The organism is Rahnella perminowiae, from assembly GCF_019049755.1.
Classification (GTDB): domain Bacteria; phylum Pseudomonadota; class Gammaproteobacteria; order Enterobacterales; family Enterobacteriaceae; genus Rahnella; species Rahnella perminowiae.
In genome coordinates, this window is the sequence record NZ_JAFMOS010000635.1 from 27,127 (window position 1) to 42,758 (window position 15,632).

15 protein-coding genes are annotated in these 15,632 nt (G+C 51.0%); 8 read left to right on the forward strand and 7 right to left on the reverse strand.

Annotated elements, in window-relative coordinates:
- Positions 1-4 precede the first annotated feature (4 nt).
- On the forward strand, positions 5-484 hold the full coding sequence (locus tag J1785_RS23920) for a 2TM domain-containing protein (RefSeq protein ID WP_129955093.1): 480 nt from the start codon (positions 5-7) through the stop codon (positions 482-484).
- A 131-nt stretch (positions 485-615) separates the two neighbouring features.
- On the forward strand, positions 616-2,178 hold the full coding sequence (locus tag J1785_RS23925) for a sensor domain-containing diguanylate cyclase (protein ID WP_217220929.1): 1,563 nt from the start codon (positions 616-618) through the stop codon (positions 2,176-2,178).
- A 64-nt stretch (positions 2,179-2,242) separates the two neighbouring features.
- On the opposite strand, the gene J1785_RS23930 is transcribed toward J1785_RS23925, so the two are convergent.
- Both J1785_RS23930 and J1785_RS23935 read right to left on the reverse strand, forming a co-directional pair.
- On the reverse strand, positions 2,243-2,515 hold the full coding sequence (locus J1785_RS23930; RefSeq protein ID WP_129955095.1) for a hypothetical protein: 273 nt from the start codon (positions 2,513-2,515) through the stop codon (positions 2,243-2,245).
- A gap of 90 nt (positions 2,516-2,605) precedes the next feature.
- Positions 2,606-3,331 carry a DUF3053 domain-containing protein gene (locus J1785_RS23935; RefSeq protein ID WP_238483361.1) on the reverse strand — a complete coding sequence of 242 codons (726 nt, stop codon included), beginning with the start codon at positions 3,329-3,331 and terminating at the stop codon, positions 2,606-2,608.
- 182 nt (positions 3,332-3,513) lie between these two features.
- Here J1785_RS23935 and J1785_RS23940 point away from each other — a divergent pair, with 182 nt between their 5' ends.
- Both J1785_RS23940 and cspE read left to right on the forward strand, forming a co-directional pair.
- Complete coding sequence (locus J1785_RS23940; RefSeq protein ID WP_217220932.1) at positions 3,514-4,569, forward strand: DUF1615 domain-containing protein; 1,056 nt, start codon at positions 3,514-3,516, stop codon at positions 4,567-4,569.
- Between the two features lie 352 nt (positions 4,570-4,921).
- Positions 4,922-5,134: a transcription antiterminator/RNA stability regulator CspE gene (cspE, locus tag J1785_RS23945; RefSeq protein WP_013574336.1), complete on the forward strand. Its 213-nt coding sequence runs from the start codon at positions 4,922-4,924 to the stop codon at positions 5,132-5,134.
- Positions 5,135-5,776: 642 nt separating this feature from the next.
- Here the strand turns inward: cspE and J1785_RS23950 are convergent.
- Positions 5,777-5,914, reverse strand: a complete 138-nt coding sequence (locus J1785_RS23950) for a hypothetical protein (RefSeq protein ID WP_217220930.1) — start codon at positions 5,912-5,914, stop codon at positions 5,777-5,779.
- Between the two features lie 675 nt (positions 5,915-6,589).
- Between J1785_RS23950 and J1785_RS23955 the strand changes: the two genes are divergently transcribed.
- Together J1785_RS23955 and J1785_RS23960 are read left to right on the forward strand one after the other, a co-directional pair.
- Positions 6,590-7,927: an MFS transporter gene (locus J1785_RS23955; protein WP_129955098.1), complete on the forward strand. Its 1,338-nt coding sequence runs from the start codon at positions 6,590-6,592 to the stop codon at positions 7,925-7,927.
- A complete protein-coding gene (locus J1785_RS23960) occupies positions 7,920-9,266 on the forward strand; it encodes an enolase C-terminal domain-like protein (protein ID WP_129955099.1) in 1,347 nt (448 codons plus the stop codon). Before J1785_RS23955 ends, J1785_RS23960 begins: the two co-directional genes overlap by 8 nt.
- Before the next feature lie 52 nt (positions 9,267-9,318).
- Here J1785_RS23960 and J1785_RS23965 read toward each other — a convergent pair whose 3' ends face one another.
- The 3 genes from J1785_RS23965 to J1785_RS23975 form a co-directional block, all read right to left on the reverse strand.
- A complete protein-coding gene (locus J1785_RS23965) occupies positions 9,319-9,522 on the reverse strand; it encodes a hypothetical protein (RefSeq protein WP_129955100.1) in 204 nt (67 codons plus the stop codon).
- Between the two features lie 135 nt (positions 9,523-9,657).
- Positions 9,658-10,908: an L-lactate MFS transporter gene (locus J1785_RS23970; RefSeq protein WP_129955101.1), complete on the reverse strand. Its 1,251-nt coding sequence runs from the start codon at positions 10,906-10,908 to the stop codon at positions 9,658-9,660.
- A gap of 365 nt (positions 10,909-11,273) precedes the next feature.
- Positions 11,274-12,050, reverse strand: a complete 777-nt coding sequence (locus tag J1785_RS23975; protein WP_129955102.1) for an alpha/beta fold hydrolase — start codon at positions 12,048-12,050, stop codon at positions 11,274-11,276.
- Positions 12,051-12,243: 193 nt separating this feature from the next.
- On the opposite strand from J1785_RS23975, the gene J1785_RS23980 reads away from it, so the two are divergent.
- Positions 12,244-12,642: a hypothetical protein gene (locus J1785_RS23980; RefSeq protein WP_235173780.1), complete on the forward strand. Its 399-nt coding sequence runs from the start codon at positions 12,244-12,246 to the stop codon at positions 12,640-12,642.
- Positions 12,643-12,849: 207 nt separating this feature from the next.
- Complete coding sequence (mrdA, locus tag J1785_RS23985; RefSeq protein ID WP_129955103.1) at positions 12,850-14,796, forward strand: penicillin-binding protein 2; 1,947 nt, start codon at positions 12,850-12,852, stop codon at positions 14,794-14,796.
- A 222-nt stretch (positions 14,797-15,018) separates the two neighbouring features.
- On the opposite strand, the gene J1785_RS23990 is transcribed toward mrdA, so the two are convergent.
- Positions 15,019-15,632, reverse strand: a 614-nt coding sequence (locus tag J1785_RS23990; RefSeq protein ID WP_217220931.1) for a hypothetical protein, incomplete at its 5' end; no start/stop codon positions are given.

Below are 15,632 nucleotides of genomic sequence, written 5' to 3' on the forward strand. Positions count from 1 at the left end.
ACTTATGCATCAGAGCAAAATCAGGCAACTTCGCATTTCCCGCGCATGGTCTCAGGAGCAACTGGCAGAACTTTCGTCACTGAGCGTGCGCACGGTACAGCGTATCGAAAATGGCGAGCAGGCCAGCCTTGAGACTCTCGGCGCTATCGCGGCAGCCTTTGATATCAAGGTGTCTGAACTGACAGAAAACGATGTGCAAACGGGCAGTTCGCCGGGGCAGGCGCTTGACGAACAGATAGAAAAAGCCAGATATCAGGTGGTGGAAGAAAGCGGTTTTTATCGTTCCGTTCTGTTGTGGGCGGTGATCAACGCAGGTTTGTTCGCGCTAAACCATTACACCTCACCGGATTCAAACTGGTTCGTCTGGCCTCTGTGTATCTGGGGCGGCATTTTATTATTACGTGGTTTACGCATCTTTGTATTTCGTGGAACGTTAGAGCGCTGGCAGAAGGCGCGTTTACAAAAATTAATACGCAAGCCCTGAGGGGAGACGTTCAGCTAAAGCGCCAGGATTAGTCACAAGCAAAACCGCCCTGACTGAGACATATCAAAACCCCTGCCTGACATGCTGCTATCCTCTGTAATATTCAGGGTTATTAGCTCAACGGACAGAGAATGGATCAGCAGTGGCGGTTTGCATTTAATCTTAAAAGACTGATATTGCTTCTTGCACTGATGAGTACGCTTGTCACCTTGCTCAGCAGCTATCTGGCAATTTTCCAGGTAGAGAAGAAACTCCTCATCGAATCCTCCCTGCGGGCGAGTCAGTCGTTTGCAACCCGGCTGTCGCTGACAGCCGATTTGTTTTTCAATGCGGCACAGAAGCAGGTTACCTATAGCGCTGATTTACTCGGTGACCGGTTTAATAATGTTGATGCGCTGACCGAAGAAGCTGATCGTTTGCAGGTACAAAGTAAGCGCTTCAGTTCGGTGCTGGTGGTGGATAAAACCGGCGTTGTGCGCGCGGCTTCACGAAACTCTGCGGCGATGGTCGGTTTAACTCTGGTGTCTGAGGCCAATACCGTTGCACTGAAAACCCGCAATCCGGTGCTCAGCTCGCCCTTTCGCACCCCGCAGAACAATCACATAATTGTGCTTTCCTCCCCCATCCGTAATGCGCGAAGCGGCTATCTTGGGTATCTGGCGACTGAAATTGATCTGGGTAAAAACAGTATTGTGGATACGCTGATTAATGCCCGCAATTACCGCAAAGATGCCTACATTTATGTCATCGACCGTGAAGGTGACGTGTTGTATCGCGCCGCGTCAGGCTGGATCGAGAGTGCGCCGCAGGGGCATGTGAACAAGGCATTGCTGGGCGGCCGGGAACAGGGTTTTTTACGTATGGATAACCTGCAGGGCGAGGAATCCCTGGCCGGTTTTTCCACGATGGAAGTGGCGGGCTGGACGGTACTGGTGCTGCACCCGGCAAAAGATGATGTGGTGCTGTTATATCACGTCATGATGCAGGTTTTGTTATACACGCTGCCGATTGTCATTCTGGTGTTCATCTGCATCTGGCTGCTGACGCGCTATATTTCACGCCCGCTGCGACAGCTGGCCTCGAAAGCTGACACCATGGATTCACATGATGTTTCCGAGGAAATTCAGCAGATCAATGCCTGGTATTATGAAGCGTCGAAGCTGAAAACGGTGATGTTGCAGGGGATCAGGCTGTTGCATCAACGCATCGAACAACTGAGTGCCGAAGCCCATACTGACACGATGACCGGGCTGCTGAACCGGCGCGGCTTTTATGAGGCCGTGGATAAACAGCTAACGGAGTCGTCGCGCATCGCGGTTATTACACTCGATATCGATCACTTCAAAAAAATAAACGATACCTGCGGGCATGATGTGGGCGATGTGGTGATCACCCAGCTGGCGCGCCATATTCTGAGTAATTCGCGGGAGGGCGATTTGTTATGCCGCATGGGGGGCGAGGAGTTTCTGTTACTGCTGCCTGATGCATCACTGACACAGGCTATTCAGCTTGCTGAACGTTTGCGTAAACAGGTTGAAGTGCAGCAGTTTGAGGGCGCCGGTCAGGTGACGATTTCACTCGGAGTAACGCTGTTTTATCCTGGCAAAGTCAATATTGACGGGGCATTGAAAACGGCAGACAAAGCGCTGTATCAGGCCAAAAATGAAGGGCGTAACCGCGTGGTAAATCTATAAGTACGACTGTACGCATCAGGCTCAATGGGGAGAAAAGGCTCAGGCACCGTGCCTGAGCTTATTTTTAGCGGGAACCCGGCAGCAGGGATTCCGTGCATTTGAAGACGTCTTCGCGGAATTTTCGTGAGGCGTCATCCAGATCAGCCTGGTTGGCGACATCTGCACGGTTGGCTTCCAGCGCCTGATTGACGGCGAGGGTGAAGGCATTTTCCTGGCTGGCATTAAGCACATTACCCACGCTGCCGAACAGCAGACGCATGGCGGAAATCTGCACCAGGAGCTCACGGTTTACGCGCTCAAGCTGGTCAACACGTTTGTTCAGGGTTTCATCACTCATAGGTGTCTCCTTATTTAATTGCCGCACACCATAACAAAAGCACTGCCATGAAAAAACCGTCTTACGGTGGCGGAGGCTTTGCCTGACGGATTAACGCACCATTTGCTGCATCTGACGGCTGAGTTGCATCAGTTGTGCATTCAGCGGCACCAGCTGTTGCTGAATGGCATTGTATTTATCCAGCTGCTTCTGGTTGGCGAATTGCAGACGATTGCCGGTGATGGTGACATTTTTACCCTGATTTTTGATGAAGTCGGCTTTCGCCACAATCAGGTTCAACACCTGCGGCAATAAATCGAATACCTGTTCCGTGATTTGTGTCGGTTTAACGATGGTTTTCTCGTAGGCCTGATCATAAATCTTCTTCAGGTCATCTGGCTGTTTCAGTGCCGCATGCCGGGTATCGGCCTGGGTTTTGAGCAGCACAATTTTTTCTTTCCATTTTTCACTGCTGTCAGCCATTTTTTTCAGATCATCGCGTTGTTCCAGCAGATTACTGACGCTGTTTACGCCGTTCATGCCGGCAAAAACCGGTACCAGCGAAGAATCCAGTTCGATATTCATCTGATGATGAAAACCGGTGATGATCGCGTAATCTTGGGTGTAATCGCCAAACTGTTTTTTCTGCGCTTCGGTCAGTTGCGGGACGGCCAGTGCGGGTTTATCGAGGATCCGCGACTGAAGAAAATCTATAAAAGCTTTGCGTTGCGCGGGTTCTTTATCACCGCAGCCGCTGAGGGCAAACATCATCAGCAACAACATAAAAGGCAGCAAAAATACGCGGTGGAAAGCCTGAGAGCGGGGCGCTGAATGCATAATTTCCGTGTTCCTTTATCTCCATCATCAGAGTCTTAACCTTAACGCATAAAGATAATTTTTTGCTAGATCGGTATAGCTATCTTCGCTAACGTCACCCTCAGAGTCATTTATTCAGGGAATGTATAACTTTGAAGCAAAAGTCATTTTCGATAAAACAGTTCGCGCCCGCGCTGGCCATAATGATCCTGGCCGGATGTACATCGACGAAAAAAAGCGAAACGCCGGTGCAAAATCCGCATGATGTGAAAGCGGATATTGTGAGGCTGATGCCAGCATCGGCCCCTGACAGAAAAGGTTGGGCGACTGATATTACGGCCGCTTTTACGACGCAGGGCATCCCGGCGACGACCGAAAACATCTGTTCCGTACTGGCGGTGGCGCAACAGGAATCCAATTTCAACGCCGATGCGCCGGTGCCGGGATTAGGCAAAATTGCCTGGAAAGAGATTGACCGGCGCGCCGATGCGGTTCATGTGCCTAATTTCCTGGTGCACACAGCGCTGTTGCTGAAATCCCCGAACGGAAAATCCTACAGTGAGCGGCTGGATAACGTAAAAACCGAGAAACAGCTGAGCGCTATTTTTGATGATTTTATTGATATGGTGCCGATGGGACAGAAGCTGTTCGGTAATTTGAATCCGGTGCATACCGGCGGGCCGATGCAGGTCAGCATCGCGTTTGCCGAGCAAAACGCCAAAGGCTACCCGTATAAAATCGACGGTTCGATCCGCAACGAAGTGTTCAGCCGCCGTGGCGGTGTGTATTTTGGCGTCAGACACCTGTTGGGATATCCGGCGAATTACACGCAACCGCTGTACCGCTTTGCCGATTTTAATGCCGGTTGGTATGCCAGCCGTAACGCCGCGTTTCAGAGCGCGGTAAGTAAAATATCGGGCATTCCGCTGGCACTGGACGGTGACCTGATTAACTACGGCACGGATAAACCGGGCGGCACAGAGCTGGCGGTACGCACACTGAGCAAACGTCTGGACATCAGCAATTCGGCCATCCGTAAGGCCCTGGAGAAGGGAGAGCAACTGGGGTTTGAAGATACCCGGCTCTATAAGCAGGTCTTTGCGCTGGCAGATAAAACCACCGGCAAACGTCAGCCGCGCGAAATGCTGCCGGGTATCACGTTGGAAAGTCCGAAGATTACCCGCAAGCTGACCACCGCCTGGTTTGCCAAACGGGTGGACGGCCGCCGCGCAGATTGTATGAAAAGAGCGGGAGGATAAGGTTTAAAGCCTGCCGGAGCAGGGTGGGCTTTCTCATTATTTAATCGGACTACAGCCGTTGTCACGGGCGGCCTGAGCGTTATTTTCCCCTGGAATAAAAACACAGCTAATATCATTGTGTTGAAATAAAAGCTTGCTTAATAAATCCGGCTGTGTGTAAATAGCGTCAACGGTTTGTGGTTAAGACCTATTTATGTAAGACATTTTAGTAAAGCAGTTCCTGGTTCAAGTGATATAGCAAATCCTTTCTCCGACGAATTTCCTTCTCTGATGCATCCATAAGTATTTCAAATAAAAACAGACCTATATTGCCCTATGGCATCATAAAATAAAAACGAAGAAGGTATTTCCTATGTCTAATAAAATGACTGGTTTAGTAAAATGGTTTGACGCTGGTAAAGGTTTCGGTTTCATCTCCCCTGCAGACGGCAGCAAAGACGTGTTCGTTCACTTCTCTGCAATCCAGAGCAATGATTTCAAAACCCTGGACGAAGGTCAGAACGTTGAGTTCACCATCGAAAATGGTCAGAAAGGCCCATCAGCGGGTAACGTTGTCGTTCTGTAATGTCGCCTGATATTGAAGGCAAACACTCTGCAATAGCGAAGATGGGTTAAACCCGGAGCAGCCAGAATAATTGTTTCGATATCGACATTATTAATGACAAAAATAAACCCTGGCCAACGCCGGGGTTTATTATTTATTAAGCTTCTGAATTTATTTCCGGAGCCATAACAGAAAAGGCGGTTGAATTATTATTCCCCCCAGTCGTTTTTTCTGTTATGAAAAGGTCGTGCTCAGGCCGCGCAATGTCGGAGTGTTCGATGGACGCTTGCGCCATAATATGACGGCCGGGAAAGCACCGGCACTTCTTCCCTTCATACTTCAAGCCGCAGATGCGTTGGCCGCACTCAGTCACCCGAATCACTTACATAAGTAAGCTCATCGGGACTCCTTCTCTTGCCGCCTTCCTGCAACTCGAATTATTCGTGAATAAGAGCAAATCGCTCATCTTCCCAAATCCCAAATCCCCATTGATGCCTTTGCCGGAAAACAGGCAAAAAAAAGCCCGCACGCGGCGGGCAAAATAACAGGGTTCTACAGGGGTATTACACAGGGACATCACACAACATTTGATGGATTTAAGATACCAAACCTTGTGTATGGTTTTGTCATCACCCGGTAAGGTTAATCCAGCAGATGTAAGCCTTATTTGTGCGCATAATGCGTAATCACCTGATCAATTTTGGCGTCCGCCAGCGCAATTCCTTTCTGTATCAACGACTCTGAACCGATGCCTGCCAGCACGATAACGACGGCAACAATCATTAATCCTTTGTATGTCATGGCTTGCCCTTTCGCATTTCTCAATCAATGGCAGCATTATGCGACGATACTCACGGTACCGCCACAAGGCAGGGGAAAACGCAGGGAAAGATGTTATGCGCCTAAATGGCCGACGGTGAAATAATTTACCAGACCAACGATAACCAGCAGCGCGATGGCGGCTGCAGTATAGAGAATGATGCGCTTCGGGCTGTAAAATGCCATGAAATGTCCTTATTTATCCGTCGTCAATGCTGCTTCATCCGCGAAGTTCCATCATCAAAGCCATCACATAACCGATGCCGACGGAACCTCCCGCCATCATTAGCCAAAAAGCAGTTGCCTTCATGTCACACTCCTTGTGCGGGACGGTATGTCCCAACAATTTGTCAGAGAATAAAATTATAACAATCATATAATCCGTATGGATAAATATGTGTTCTTATTTTAAGCAATCCGTCTGGAAATCCCTTTCTGAACTGTGAAGTTCCTCGCTAATCTGTCTAAAAGCAATGATGAAGCTGAGCGGGGGGTTATGCTTATGCACATCGTTTAATGCGTTGATAATATGCAATAACTGTGTGAGTTATTCCTTGCTGGTGATCAAAGCTTGGGCGGCTGCACAATGGCAAATCCCGGTGTTCCCATCTTACTTAGTGTTGCAGTTGTTCATAATTTCAACGCTAAGGGAACACCATGAACGGTCATGAAAACAAAGCGGTACGCAGTGCAAACCGCAAATTCTTTGCCCGCACCATTCCTATGCTCATCCTGATGTTGATCATTAATCAAATCGACCGCACCAACGTGGGCTTTATCAAACACAGCCTTGAAACTGACGTGGGCATCAGTACCGCCGCGTTTGGTTTCGGTGCCGGGTTGTTCTTCGTCGGCTACGCGCTGTTTGAGATCCCCAGCAATATGCTGATGGACAAGTATGGTGCGCGCGTCTGGCTGACACGCATCATGATCACCTGGGGTGCGGTAGTTTTTGCCATGGGCTTTGTCACGACACCGATGCAATTCTACGTGCTGCGGTTTTTGCTCGGCGTCGCCGAAGCCGGTTTCTTCCCGGGGATCCTGTTTTACTTTCGTAAATGGGTGCCGAATATTTACCGCGGCCGTGCCACGGCTTTGATCCTCACCGGTTCGGCAGCGGCATATTTGCTTTCCGGTCCGGTTACCGGCGGCTTGCTGGAACTGCATGACTTTATGGGATTGCCCGGCTGGCAGTGGGTGCTGTTTATTGAAGGTGCACTGTCGGTGCTGGTCGGGATCGTGGCGGCATTCTTTCTGGTGTCGAAACCTGAAGAGGCAAAATGGCTGACTGACGAGGAAAAACTGGCACTGAGTACGGCGCTGAACACGGAATCCAGTTCGCGTGATTTACATACACAGGGGCAGTCGCGGTGGAAGCTGATCACTGACGGGAAAATGGCGTATCTGTGTTTTCTGTTCTTTGTGATGTGTATGACCGGTTACACGCTGGTGTTCTGGCAGCCGGAGATCATCGGACGTATTCCGGGGCTGTCCCCTTTCCAGATTGGCATGCTGAATTCCGTGCCGTGGATTTGTGCGATTATCGCTATCAATATTCTTGGTCGCGTCAGCGACCGTTTCCGCGGCAGTCGTGAAACCATTCTGGCGCTGGCGCTGATTGTGGCGGCGGTCGGCACCTGTCTGTGCACTGTCGGCAGTCCGTGGTTTGGCTTGTTTGCACTGTGTGTGGTGTGTATCGGGACAAAATCCAGTGCCGTGTTGTTCTGGCCGATCCCGCAAAGCCAGTTGCCGTCATCGATCGTGGCGCCGGGGATTGCGCTGATCAATTCTCTTGGCAATCTTGGCGGTTTCTTCGCACCGGCGGTGTTTGGCTATCTGCAACAAACCACCGGCAGCACCACGGCGGGCTTGTATATCCTCAGCGGGATTTCAGTTTTTGCCGCTATCACACTGTTCTTTACCAAAACTCATCGCACCCCAACTCAACCCGAATATCACGCCCCGCAGGGAATGGAGCCAAAACATCATGTCTGATACGCCAAAAATTGTCGAAATGCAGGTCATTCCGGTTGCCGGTTACGACAGTATGCTGCTGAACATTGCCGGTGCGCATCACTGCTATTTCACCCGTATTTTGCTGGTGCTCAAGGACAATGCCGGGCATACCGGCGTGGGGGAAGCGCCCGCCACCGGCGTGGTGCTGAAGATCCTCACGGATGCCATCCCGCATATCGTCGGGCAGGAAATTGGCATCATGAATCAGCTGGTCAGTGAGTTACACAAACGCGATCTGGAGGAAAACCGCCAGCCGAAGCCTGTGTTGCCAGGTTTCCGTCCGTGGGATCTCGAACGTCATCATAATGCTGTCGCGGTGCTGGAAACCGCACTGCTGGATCTGATGGGACAGTTTCTCAATCAGCCAGTCGCGCAACTGCTCGGGCCTGGTAAACAGCGCGATGAAGTTCCGGTGCTTGGTTATCTGTTTTATATCGCTGACAGGCAGAAAACCGATCTGGAATATCAGGACGGAAAGCGGCAGGAGGGGCAGCATCCGTGGTACCACCTGCGTCATCAGGAGGCGATGAGCCACGACAAGGTAGTGCAACTGGCGGAAGCGGCGCAGGATAAATACGGCTTTAAAGATTTCAAACTCAAGGGCGGTGTACTGGCAGGCGAAGTCGAAATTGAAACGGTAAGGGCGCTGAAAAAACGCTTTCCGCAGGCACGGATCACGGTGGATCCAAATGCGTCCTGGTCGCTGGATCAGGCGATTTCGCTGTGCAAAGACATGCACGGGATTTTGTCTTACGTGGAAGATCCGTGCGGCGCAGAGCAGGGGTTTTCCGGGCGCGAAACGCTGGCGGAATTTAAGCGCGCCACCGGATTACCGGTCGCGACCAATATGATTGCTAACGACTGGCGGCAGATGAGCCATGCGCTGCAACTGAATGCGATCGATATCCCGCTGGCTGATCCCCATTACTGGTCGATGCGCGGGGCGAATATTATCGGTACGTTATGCAATGCGTGGGGGCTGACGCTTGGCTGTCATTCGAATAATCATTTTGATGTATCGCTGGCGATGCTGGCGCATCTCGGGGCCGCCGCGCCCGGTGAAATCACCCCATTCGATACGCACTGGATCTGGCAGGAAGGTCAACATCTGACCAAAAATCCGTTACAGATTAAAGACGGTAAACTGGCGCTGAATGAACTGCCGGGGCTGGGCGTTGAACTGGATATGGATGCGGTCGGCATTGCCCATCAGCGTTACAACAACCTGCGGCACAAAGATCGCGATGATGCGATCGCCATGCAGTATCTGATCCGCGGATGGGCGTTTGACGGCAAGCGCGCCACACTGGTTCGCTGACGTCAGGCTGACCGGCGTGGGGTTACGGCCGGTATTTTCGCTTTCAAAAAGATTACTTCAGATAGTCGGTGCTGGCGTTCAGTTTGGTATGTGCGCCTGCATCGATCGTCGTGGACGGTCTGGTGCCGCTTTCGCTGGCTTTACGGTTCAGTTCGGAAGCCACTTCCTGTGCGCTGGAAGGATAAGCCTGAGCCAAACTGTTGAAAGTGGTCATGGCTATCATCAGGCCAAAAAGAGCGAGGGTGGTGCGTTTCATTTTGCGGGTGTCCGGTCTGTTCACATTTTGTCATAAGGGGGTGTGATTCAGCGGCCGATTTTATATGCTTTATTCATAAGAAACGGGAGCAAATTGTGCTCCCGTTCATCATTTATGCTGCGCTCAGCTGCTGTGTTACACGTGCTGGAGCGTATTATGCGCTTCTTGTGACTTATTCGGTAAGCGAATCGTGGCAGAAAGAACCAATGACACAATCAATAATGCGGTGATGATGCTGAAGGTCACTGCGAAACCACCAAACAGAGAAGCCACCAGGGAAGCAAAGATGCTGCCGATACCGAAGCCCAGATACAGCAGGCCGTAGTTTTTGGTCATGTTGTTCAGGCCGAAGAAATCGCTGACCAGTGACGGATAAACGGTAATGGTACCGCCGAAGCTGAAAGCGACGCAGGCCACGGAGAGGAAGAACATCATTTCGTTCATCTGGGTGAACAGCATCATGCTCATACCCGCCAGTGAAACAATCTGTGCAATAGAGATAACGCGGATACGCTGCATTTTATCAGACAATACACCCAGCACCAGACGACCGCTCAGGTTGGCAATCGCAATCACGGTCACGGCGTTAGCCGCCGTCAGCGCATCCAGTTTGACCAGGCTCTGACCGATATCTTTCGCCACACCAATCACATACAAACCGCTCATGCAGGCGGTCAGGAACATCAGCGCCAGCATCCAGTATTGCGGCGCACGAATCGCTTCGGCCAGCGTGAAATCACGGCTGTCGTTGCTGTTGTCATTCAGACTATTTTCTTCGCGGGTTACGGCGGCCGTTTCTTGTTTCGGTGCATCTTTCATCATCAGTGCGCCGGCAATCACCATGACCATCGCCACACCGCCCCAGATCATAAAGGTGTTTTGCAGACCTTCTGTCGCCAGCAGGTGACCGCAGACAAATTTAAATAACAGGCTGCCCAGGCCGTAAGCACCGATTGAACAGGCTGAAATCATCCCCTTACGTTCAGGGAACCATTTCACACAGTTAGTCAGGGTCAGCAGATAACCGGCACCGTCCGCCAGACCGACCAGCACACCTGCGCTGATGTACAGCATGATGACGTTATCGGAATGCGCGGTCAGTGCGAAGCCAGCAGCCATCAGTAAACCGGCGGCGATGGTGACGGTACGCACACCAAAACGTTCCTGAAGTTTACCCGCAACGGAAGAGGCGAGAGCCAGACACAGGCTCAGGATACCGAAAGTCAGCGCTACGCGGCTGATCGGTTCGCCGAGTTTTTCAGACAACTGACCGTTAAACAGACTCCAGGTATAAACGGAACCCAGCGCCAGCTGAGTAAGAATAGTACCGGCCAGTGTGAGCCAGCGGGTACGGTTGTTGTTCTGCATGCCAGATTTGTCACTCATAGTGGGTTCTCCCGAGCGAAGTAGATTCAATTAACTGTGGCTATGATAAGTCTGCTGAATGGATGCGGATGATTTGTGGCGTGAGATGCATGAGTTGCGGAATGAAATGCATCCATGACGGCATGAGTCGCCATTTTCGGGCTAAATTCATCCCAAAATTGGACTTAAAACACCGCTGCAGGCCTTGCGGGACGCGGGTTTTAGTTGATCTGGATCACTAATCCGTCATTTAGTTTTTTCGGGCAGGGTAACAAACTTTTTTGGAAGGCATTGTTGTGCTGTCGGAGACGTCCGGCCCGGGAGATTTAAATCATTACGCTGTAAAAACGAGCCGTTTTGGCTCGTTTTCGTTTCTATGCTCTGACCTACAATGCCCCGGCATTCAGCGCAGCATTAATCGCAGCCGCGACGCCGGTCGGGTTTTCCCACATCATTGAGTGACCGGCTTGCGGCACAATGGCGGTCTGAATACCCTGTTGCGGCAGAACGGCGACATCCGGTTCAGGCAGTGAAAATTCACCAAACAGTACCGTCGCAGGCATTTCCAACTGATAAAGCTGTTCGCGCCATGATACCGCTTCACCTCTGACCAGCCCGGTTGCCTGACGGTGGATAGCCAGCGGCGAGGCGATGCCCATACACCCTGCCCAGATGTGATCGTTACCGCGTACTGCGACATTAATCAGGTGTGCATGGCCCTCGCGCAGATACTCTTCTTCTGAGTACTGAGCAACCGCGCGGCTGAAGGTGCCACCGCCGGCATCCAGATTTGGCTCGGCGACAATCAGACGCTGGATCAGATCAGGACGTTGCGCTGCCACCATAATGGCGATGCTGCCGCCCATGCTGTGACCGATTAAATTGACTTGCGGCACACTCAGACTCTCCAGCCAGGCAATCACACAATCAGTATGCGCCTGCAGGCTGTAGCTGAAATTATCGGGTTTATCGCTGTAACCTGAACCGGCGAAATCCAACAGCAGCGAGCGTCGCGGACGCAGGAAGGCATCTGTCGCCACCCGGGGAAAATCGCATGAGGCCGCACAGCCCAGACCGTGTAAGAAAACCAGCGGGACGCCCAGCCCTGACAATTCATGGAAACGTAAATGCATTTCCGTACCGGGAACTTTGAACGATTTCATCTCAATCCTTTGTTAACAACTTAAATGCAATCTGCGGATTATAGGCAGGATCTTTCCAGGTGGCAGCACAAAAAACGAGTAAACGCGCTTCCCTGAACGGGGTTGTCATAAATGATGGCGGATTTTAGTTAAGTCATTCAGCTTGCGAATATTTTTTTCGCGAGCGCTTTCTATCAGTCAGACAAGTGATAGCATGGAACTCTTGCTCACTTTATGGATTTATCTGATGGTCAGGTTAGGCAGTTATGTGGCGGTTTCCCTGGTGCTGGCGTCGTTTTCAGCATCTGCTGTCACTCAGTATCAATGTGTATTAACGCATCATACTCAGTCCGATGATGGCAACGATGTTTCTGAGGTCGTCAATAAAAATGCACAGGTTTATGACGCAGGTAACACGTTCAGTTTTTCTCCCGATGGGAGCAAAATGGTGACCAGCCCGGAACTGACGGACATCATTGGCAAAGACAATCAGCCAATGAAAGCCGGTGCGCAAGATAACCTCATGTATATTCACGTAAAAGACAGTTTTGTGGTCGCGACGCAAACTGAAGGTTATGTCTACGGCGATTGCAAAGTGAATACTGCGAAATAAAAAGCCCGGCCACCACATTTTCTGAATCCGGGGTGTTACGCCTGTCCGCAACGCCCTGCAATAAATAGAAACACTCCAGCCAGTTCATTAGCACACTTCTTATAGTCGCCTGTTGCCCGACGGGCTATTCTTGCGCACTTTTCCGGTATCCAGTTTTTTCATTTTCGCCCGCTTCAAGAAGCAGACAAAAAAGGTATTTGCCCGCTTATGGCCTTACTTAACGACGAAATCCGCGACCATACCGCCGAGTCCGTCCTTTTCGTTCGTCGTGCCGTGATCGCATTTCTGGTCGTGATCCTCCTGTCGTCTGCACTGGTGTTTAATCTGTATCACCTGCAGATAGGCATGCATGATTTTTACCAGACCCGCTCAAATCAGAATGACATCAAAATGCTGCCGATCGCACCCAGTCGCGGGTTGATCATGGATCGCAATGGTGTCGTGCTGGCGCAAAATATCACCCTGTATCAGATTGAAGTGATCCCGGGAAAAGTTCCTGATCTTAAAGCTACGCTAAATGCGCTGAAACCCATTGTCGGTCTGACGCAGGATGATCTGGACAGTTTTCATGATGCGATGATCCATGGACGACGCTTTGCGCAGATCCCGCTGAAACTGGCGCTCACGGATGTCGAAGTCGCACGCTTTTCCGTTAACCAGTTTGATTTTCCCGGCGTCTCCATCAGTACCTATCAGCAACGCCGTTATCCGTATGGCGCGGAACTGGCACATGTTGTGGGTTATGTTTCGAAGATAAACGATAAAGATGCCAAACGTCTTGAGGCAGAAGGTATCGCCGAGAATTACGCCGCTGATCACGATATCGGCAAGCAGGGCGTTGAAAAGTATTATGAAAATATTCTGCATGGCCGCACAGGTTATCAGGAAGTTGAAGTCGATAACCATGGTCATGTGGTGCGCTTACTGAAAGAGGTTCCGCCGCAGGCCGGGCAAAATATTTATCTGACGCTGGATCTGGATTTGCAGCAGTACATCGAAAAAGTGCTGAAAGGGCAGCGTGCGGCGGTGGTGGTGATGGATCCGCGTGACGGCGGGATCAAGGCAATGGTCTCCAGCCCGAGTTATGATCCGAACCCGTTTGTGAACGGCATTTCCAGTAAACAATACAGCGCGTTACTGAAAAATCCGGATCTGCCGCTGATCAACCGTGTGACACAAGGGTTGTATCCGCCGGCTTCGACGGTGAAACCTTTTATGGCGACATCGGCGCTGTTTGAAGGCGTTATCACGCCACAAACCACTTTCTTCGGCGCGCCGACCTGGACGCTGCCGGGTACCACGCGCCATTACCGCGACTGGTTAAAAACCGGTCACGGTATGCTGAATGTGACCAAAGCTATCGAAGAATCTGCCGATACATTCTTCTATCAGGTGGCCTATGAAATGGGCATCGACCGTATCCATACCTGGCTGAGTAAATTTGGCTATGGTCAGTCGACCGGTATTGATCTGGATGAGCAATATAACGGTGTGCTGCCGAGCCGTGAGTGGAAAATGAAGGTTCACAAAAAAGGCTGGTTCCAGGGGGATACGGTTTCGGTAGGTATCGGCCAGGGTTACTGGGTGGCGACGCCGATTCAGATGGTACGGGCGCTGAGCGCACTGGTGAACAACGGCAAGCTGGAAACGCCCCATCTGCTGTATTCTGCAAAAAGTGGAAAAGTAGTTACCCCTTATAAGATGCCGCCAACGCAGCAAATTGCTGATCCAAAATCGCCGATCTGGGGCATCGTGAAGAACGGCATGTTCGGGATGGCTAATCTCCCGAACGGTACCGGCTATAAACTTTTCCATACCGCGCCTTATCAGATCGCGGCCAAATCCGGCACATCACAGGTATTTAGTTTGCGGGAGAATCAGGTCTATAACGCTAAAATGACGCCGGTACGTTTACGTGACCACATTTTCTATACGGCGTTTGCGCCTTATAAACACCCGACAGTGGTGATGGCGTTGATCATGGAAAATGGCGGCGGCGACGGCGTCGTAGCAGGGCCAACGGCGCGTGCGATCCTTGACCATATTTTCCTGCCGCCACAGGCGGCAATTTGTGATCCGGCGAAAGCGGATAATCCGGCTGACTGCGAACAGCCGGTACCGACACCCAATTCGCTGGGCTTTAGCGAGCATTGATGCCGGGCGTCGGATCACATCATCTTGCGTTATTAGATCGGCAAGGTGTGCAACTTGCTGATATCCCTGCCGTTAAACAGCGAAGCTGCGTTCTGGCGGCAGAGCGGGATTTCGTTTGAATAAGGGCCGGATACTCATCCTGAAATAATCAGTATTTTATAAAACCGGGAGTCATTGTTAGGGGACGACATCAGGGTATACCCCATACTTATCGATATTGACTCAAATTATCTCGTATTCTAACTGGTTGATTTCTGCCGCTTTAGCGGCGACTGCTTCGGGTGATTCCGCACAATAATCATACATATCGTTACTTTCTGTATGTTCGACAACCACTATTTTGCGCACCCGGATCCTTTGTGTTGCCGGCAGACCGGCATATATCTTAACTCCCGGGCGACCGATAATGAGCACTTCATTATGCGATTCAATATGGCGTTTTTTCTTATCTTCTGACAATAGTGTCTGAGGCGTCAGCAGTCGTTGATATCCTCCTTCACACCGGTAGTCGTCTTTACCTTCTCCGCGGAATATCGCACGACTAAGGGCTGAAGCATCGATAATCCTGCCACCGGCATAGCCATTTTTACGCCCGACGTGATTAGGAAACCAGACGTCAGTCGGATGCGTCCCCAGAATATTTTGTACCGGGACTTCCAGAATTAAGGCAGTGGCGCAATACATTCCGGTATACCGCTTGGTTTTGCTTAAGGGTTGGATATCTTTTAAGTCAACCAGCGAGGTGCTGATAATATCCCAACTGCTTAAAAGAGATTCGGCGCGTTGGTGGCAAAACGGACTCTCCGCGCCTTCAAAGGCATGAATCAGAACATAGT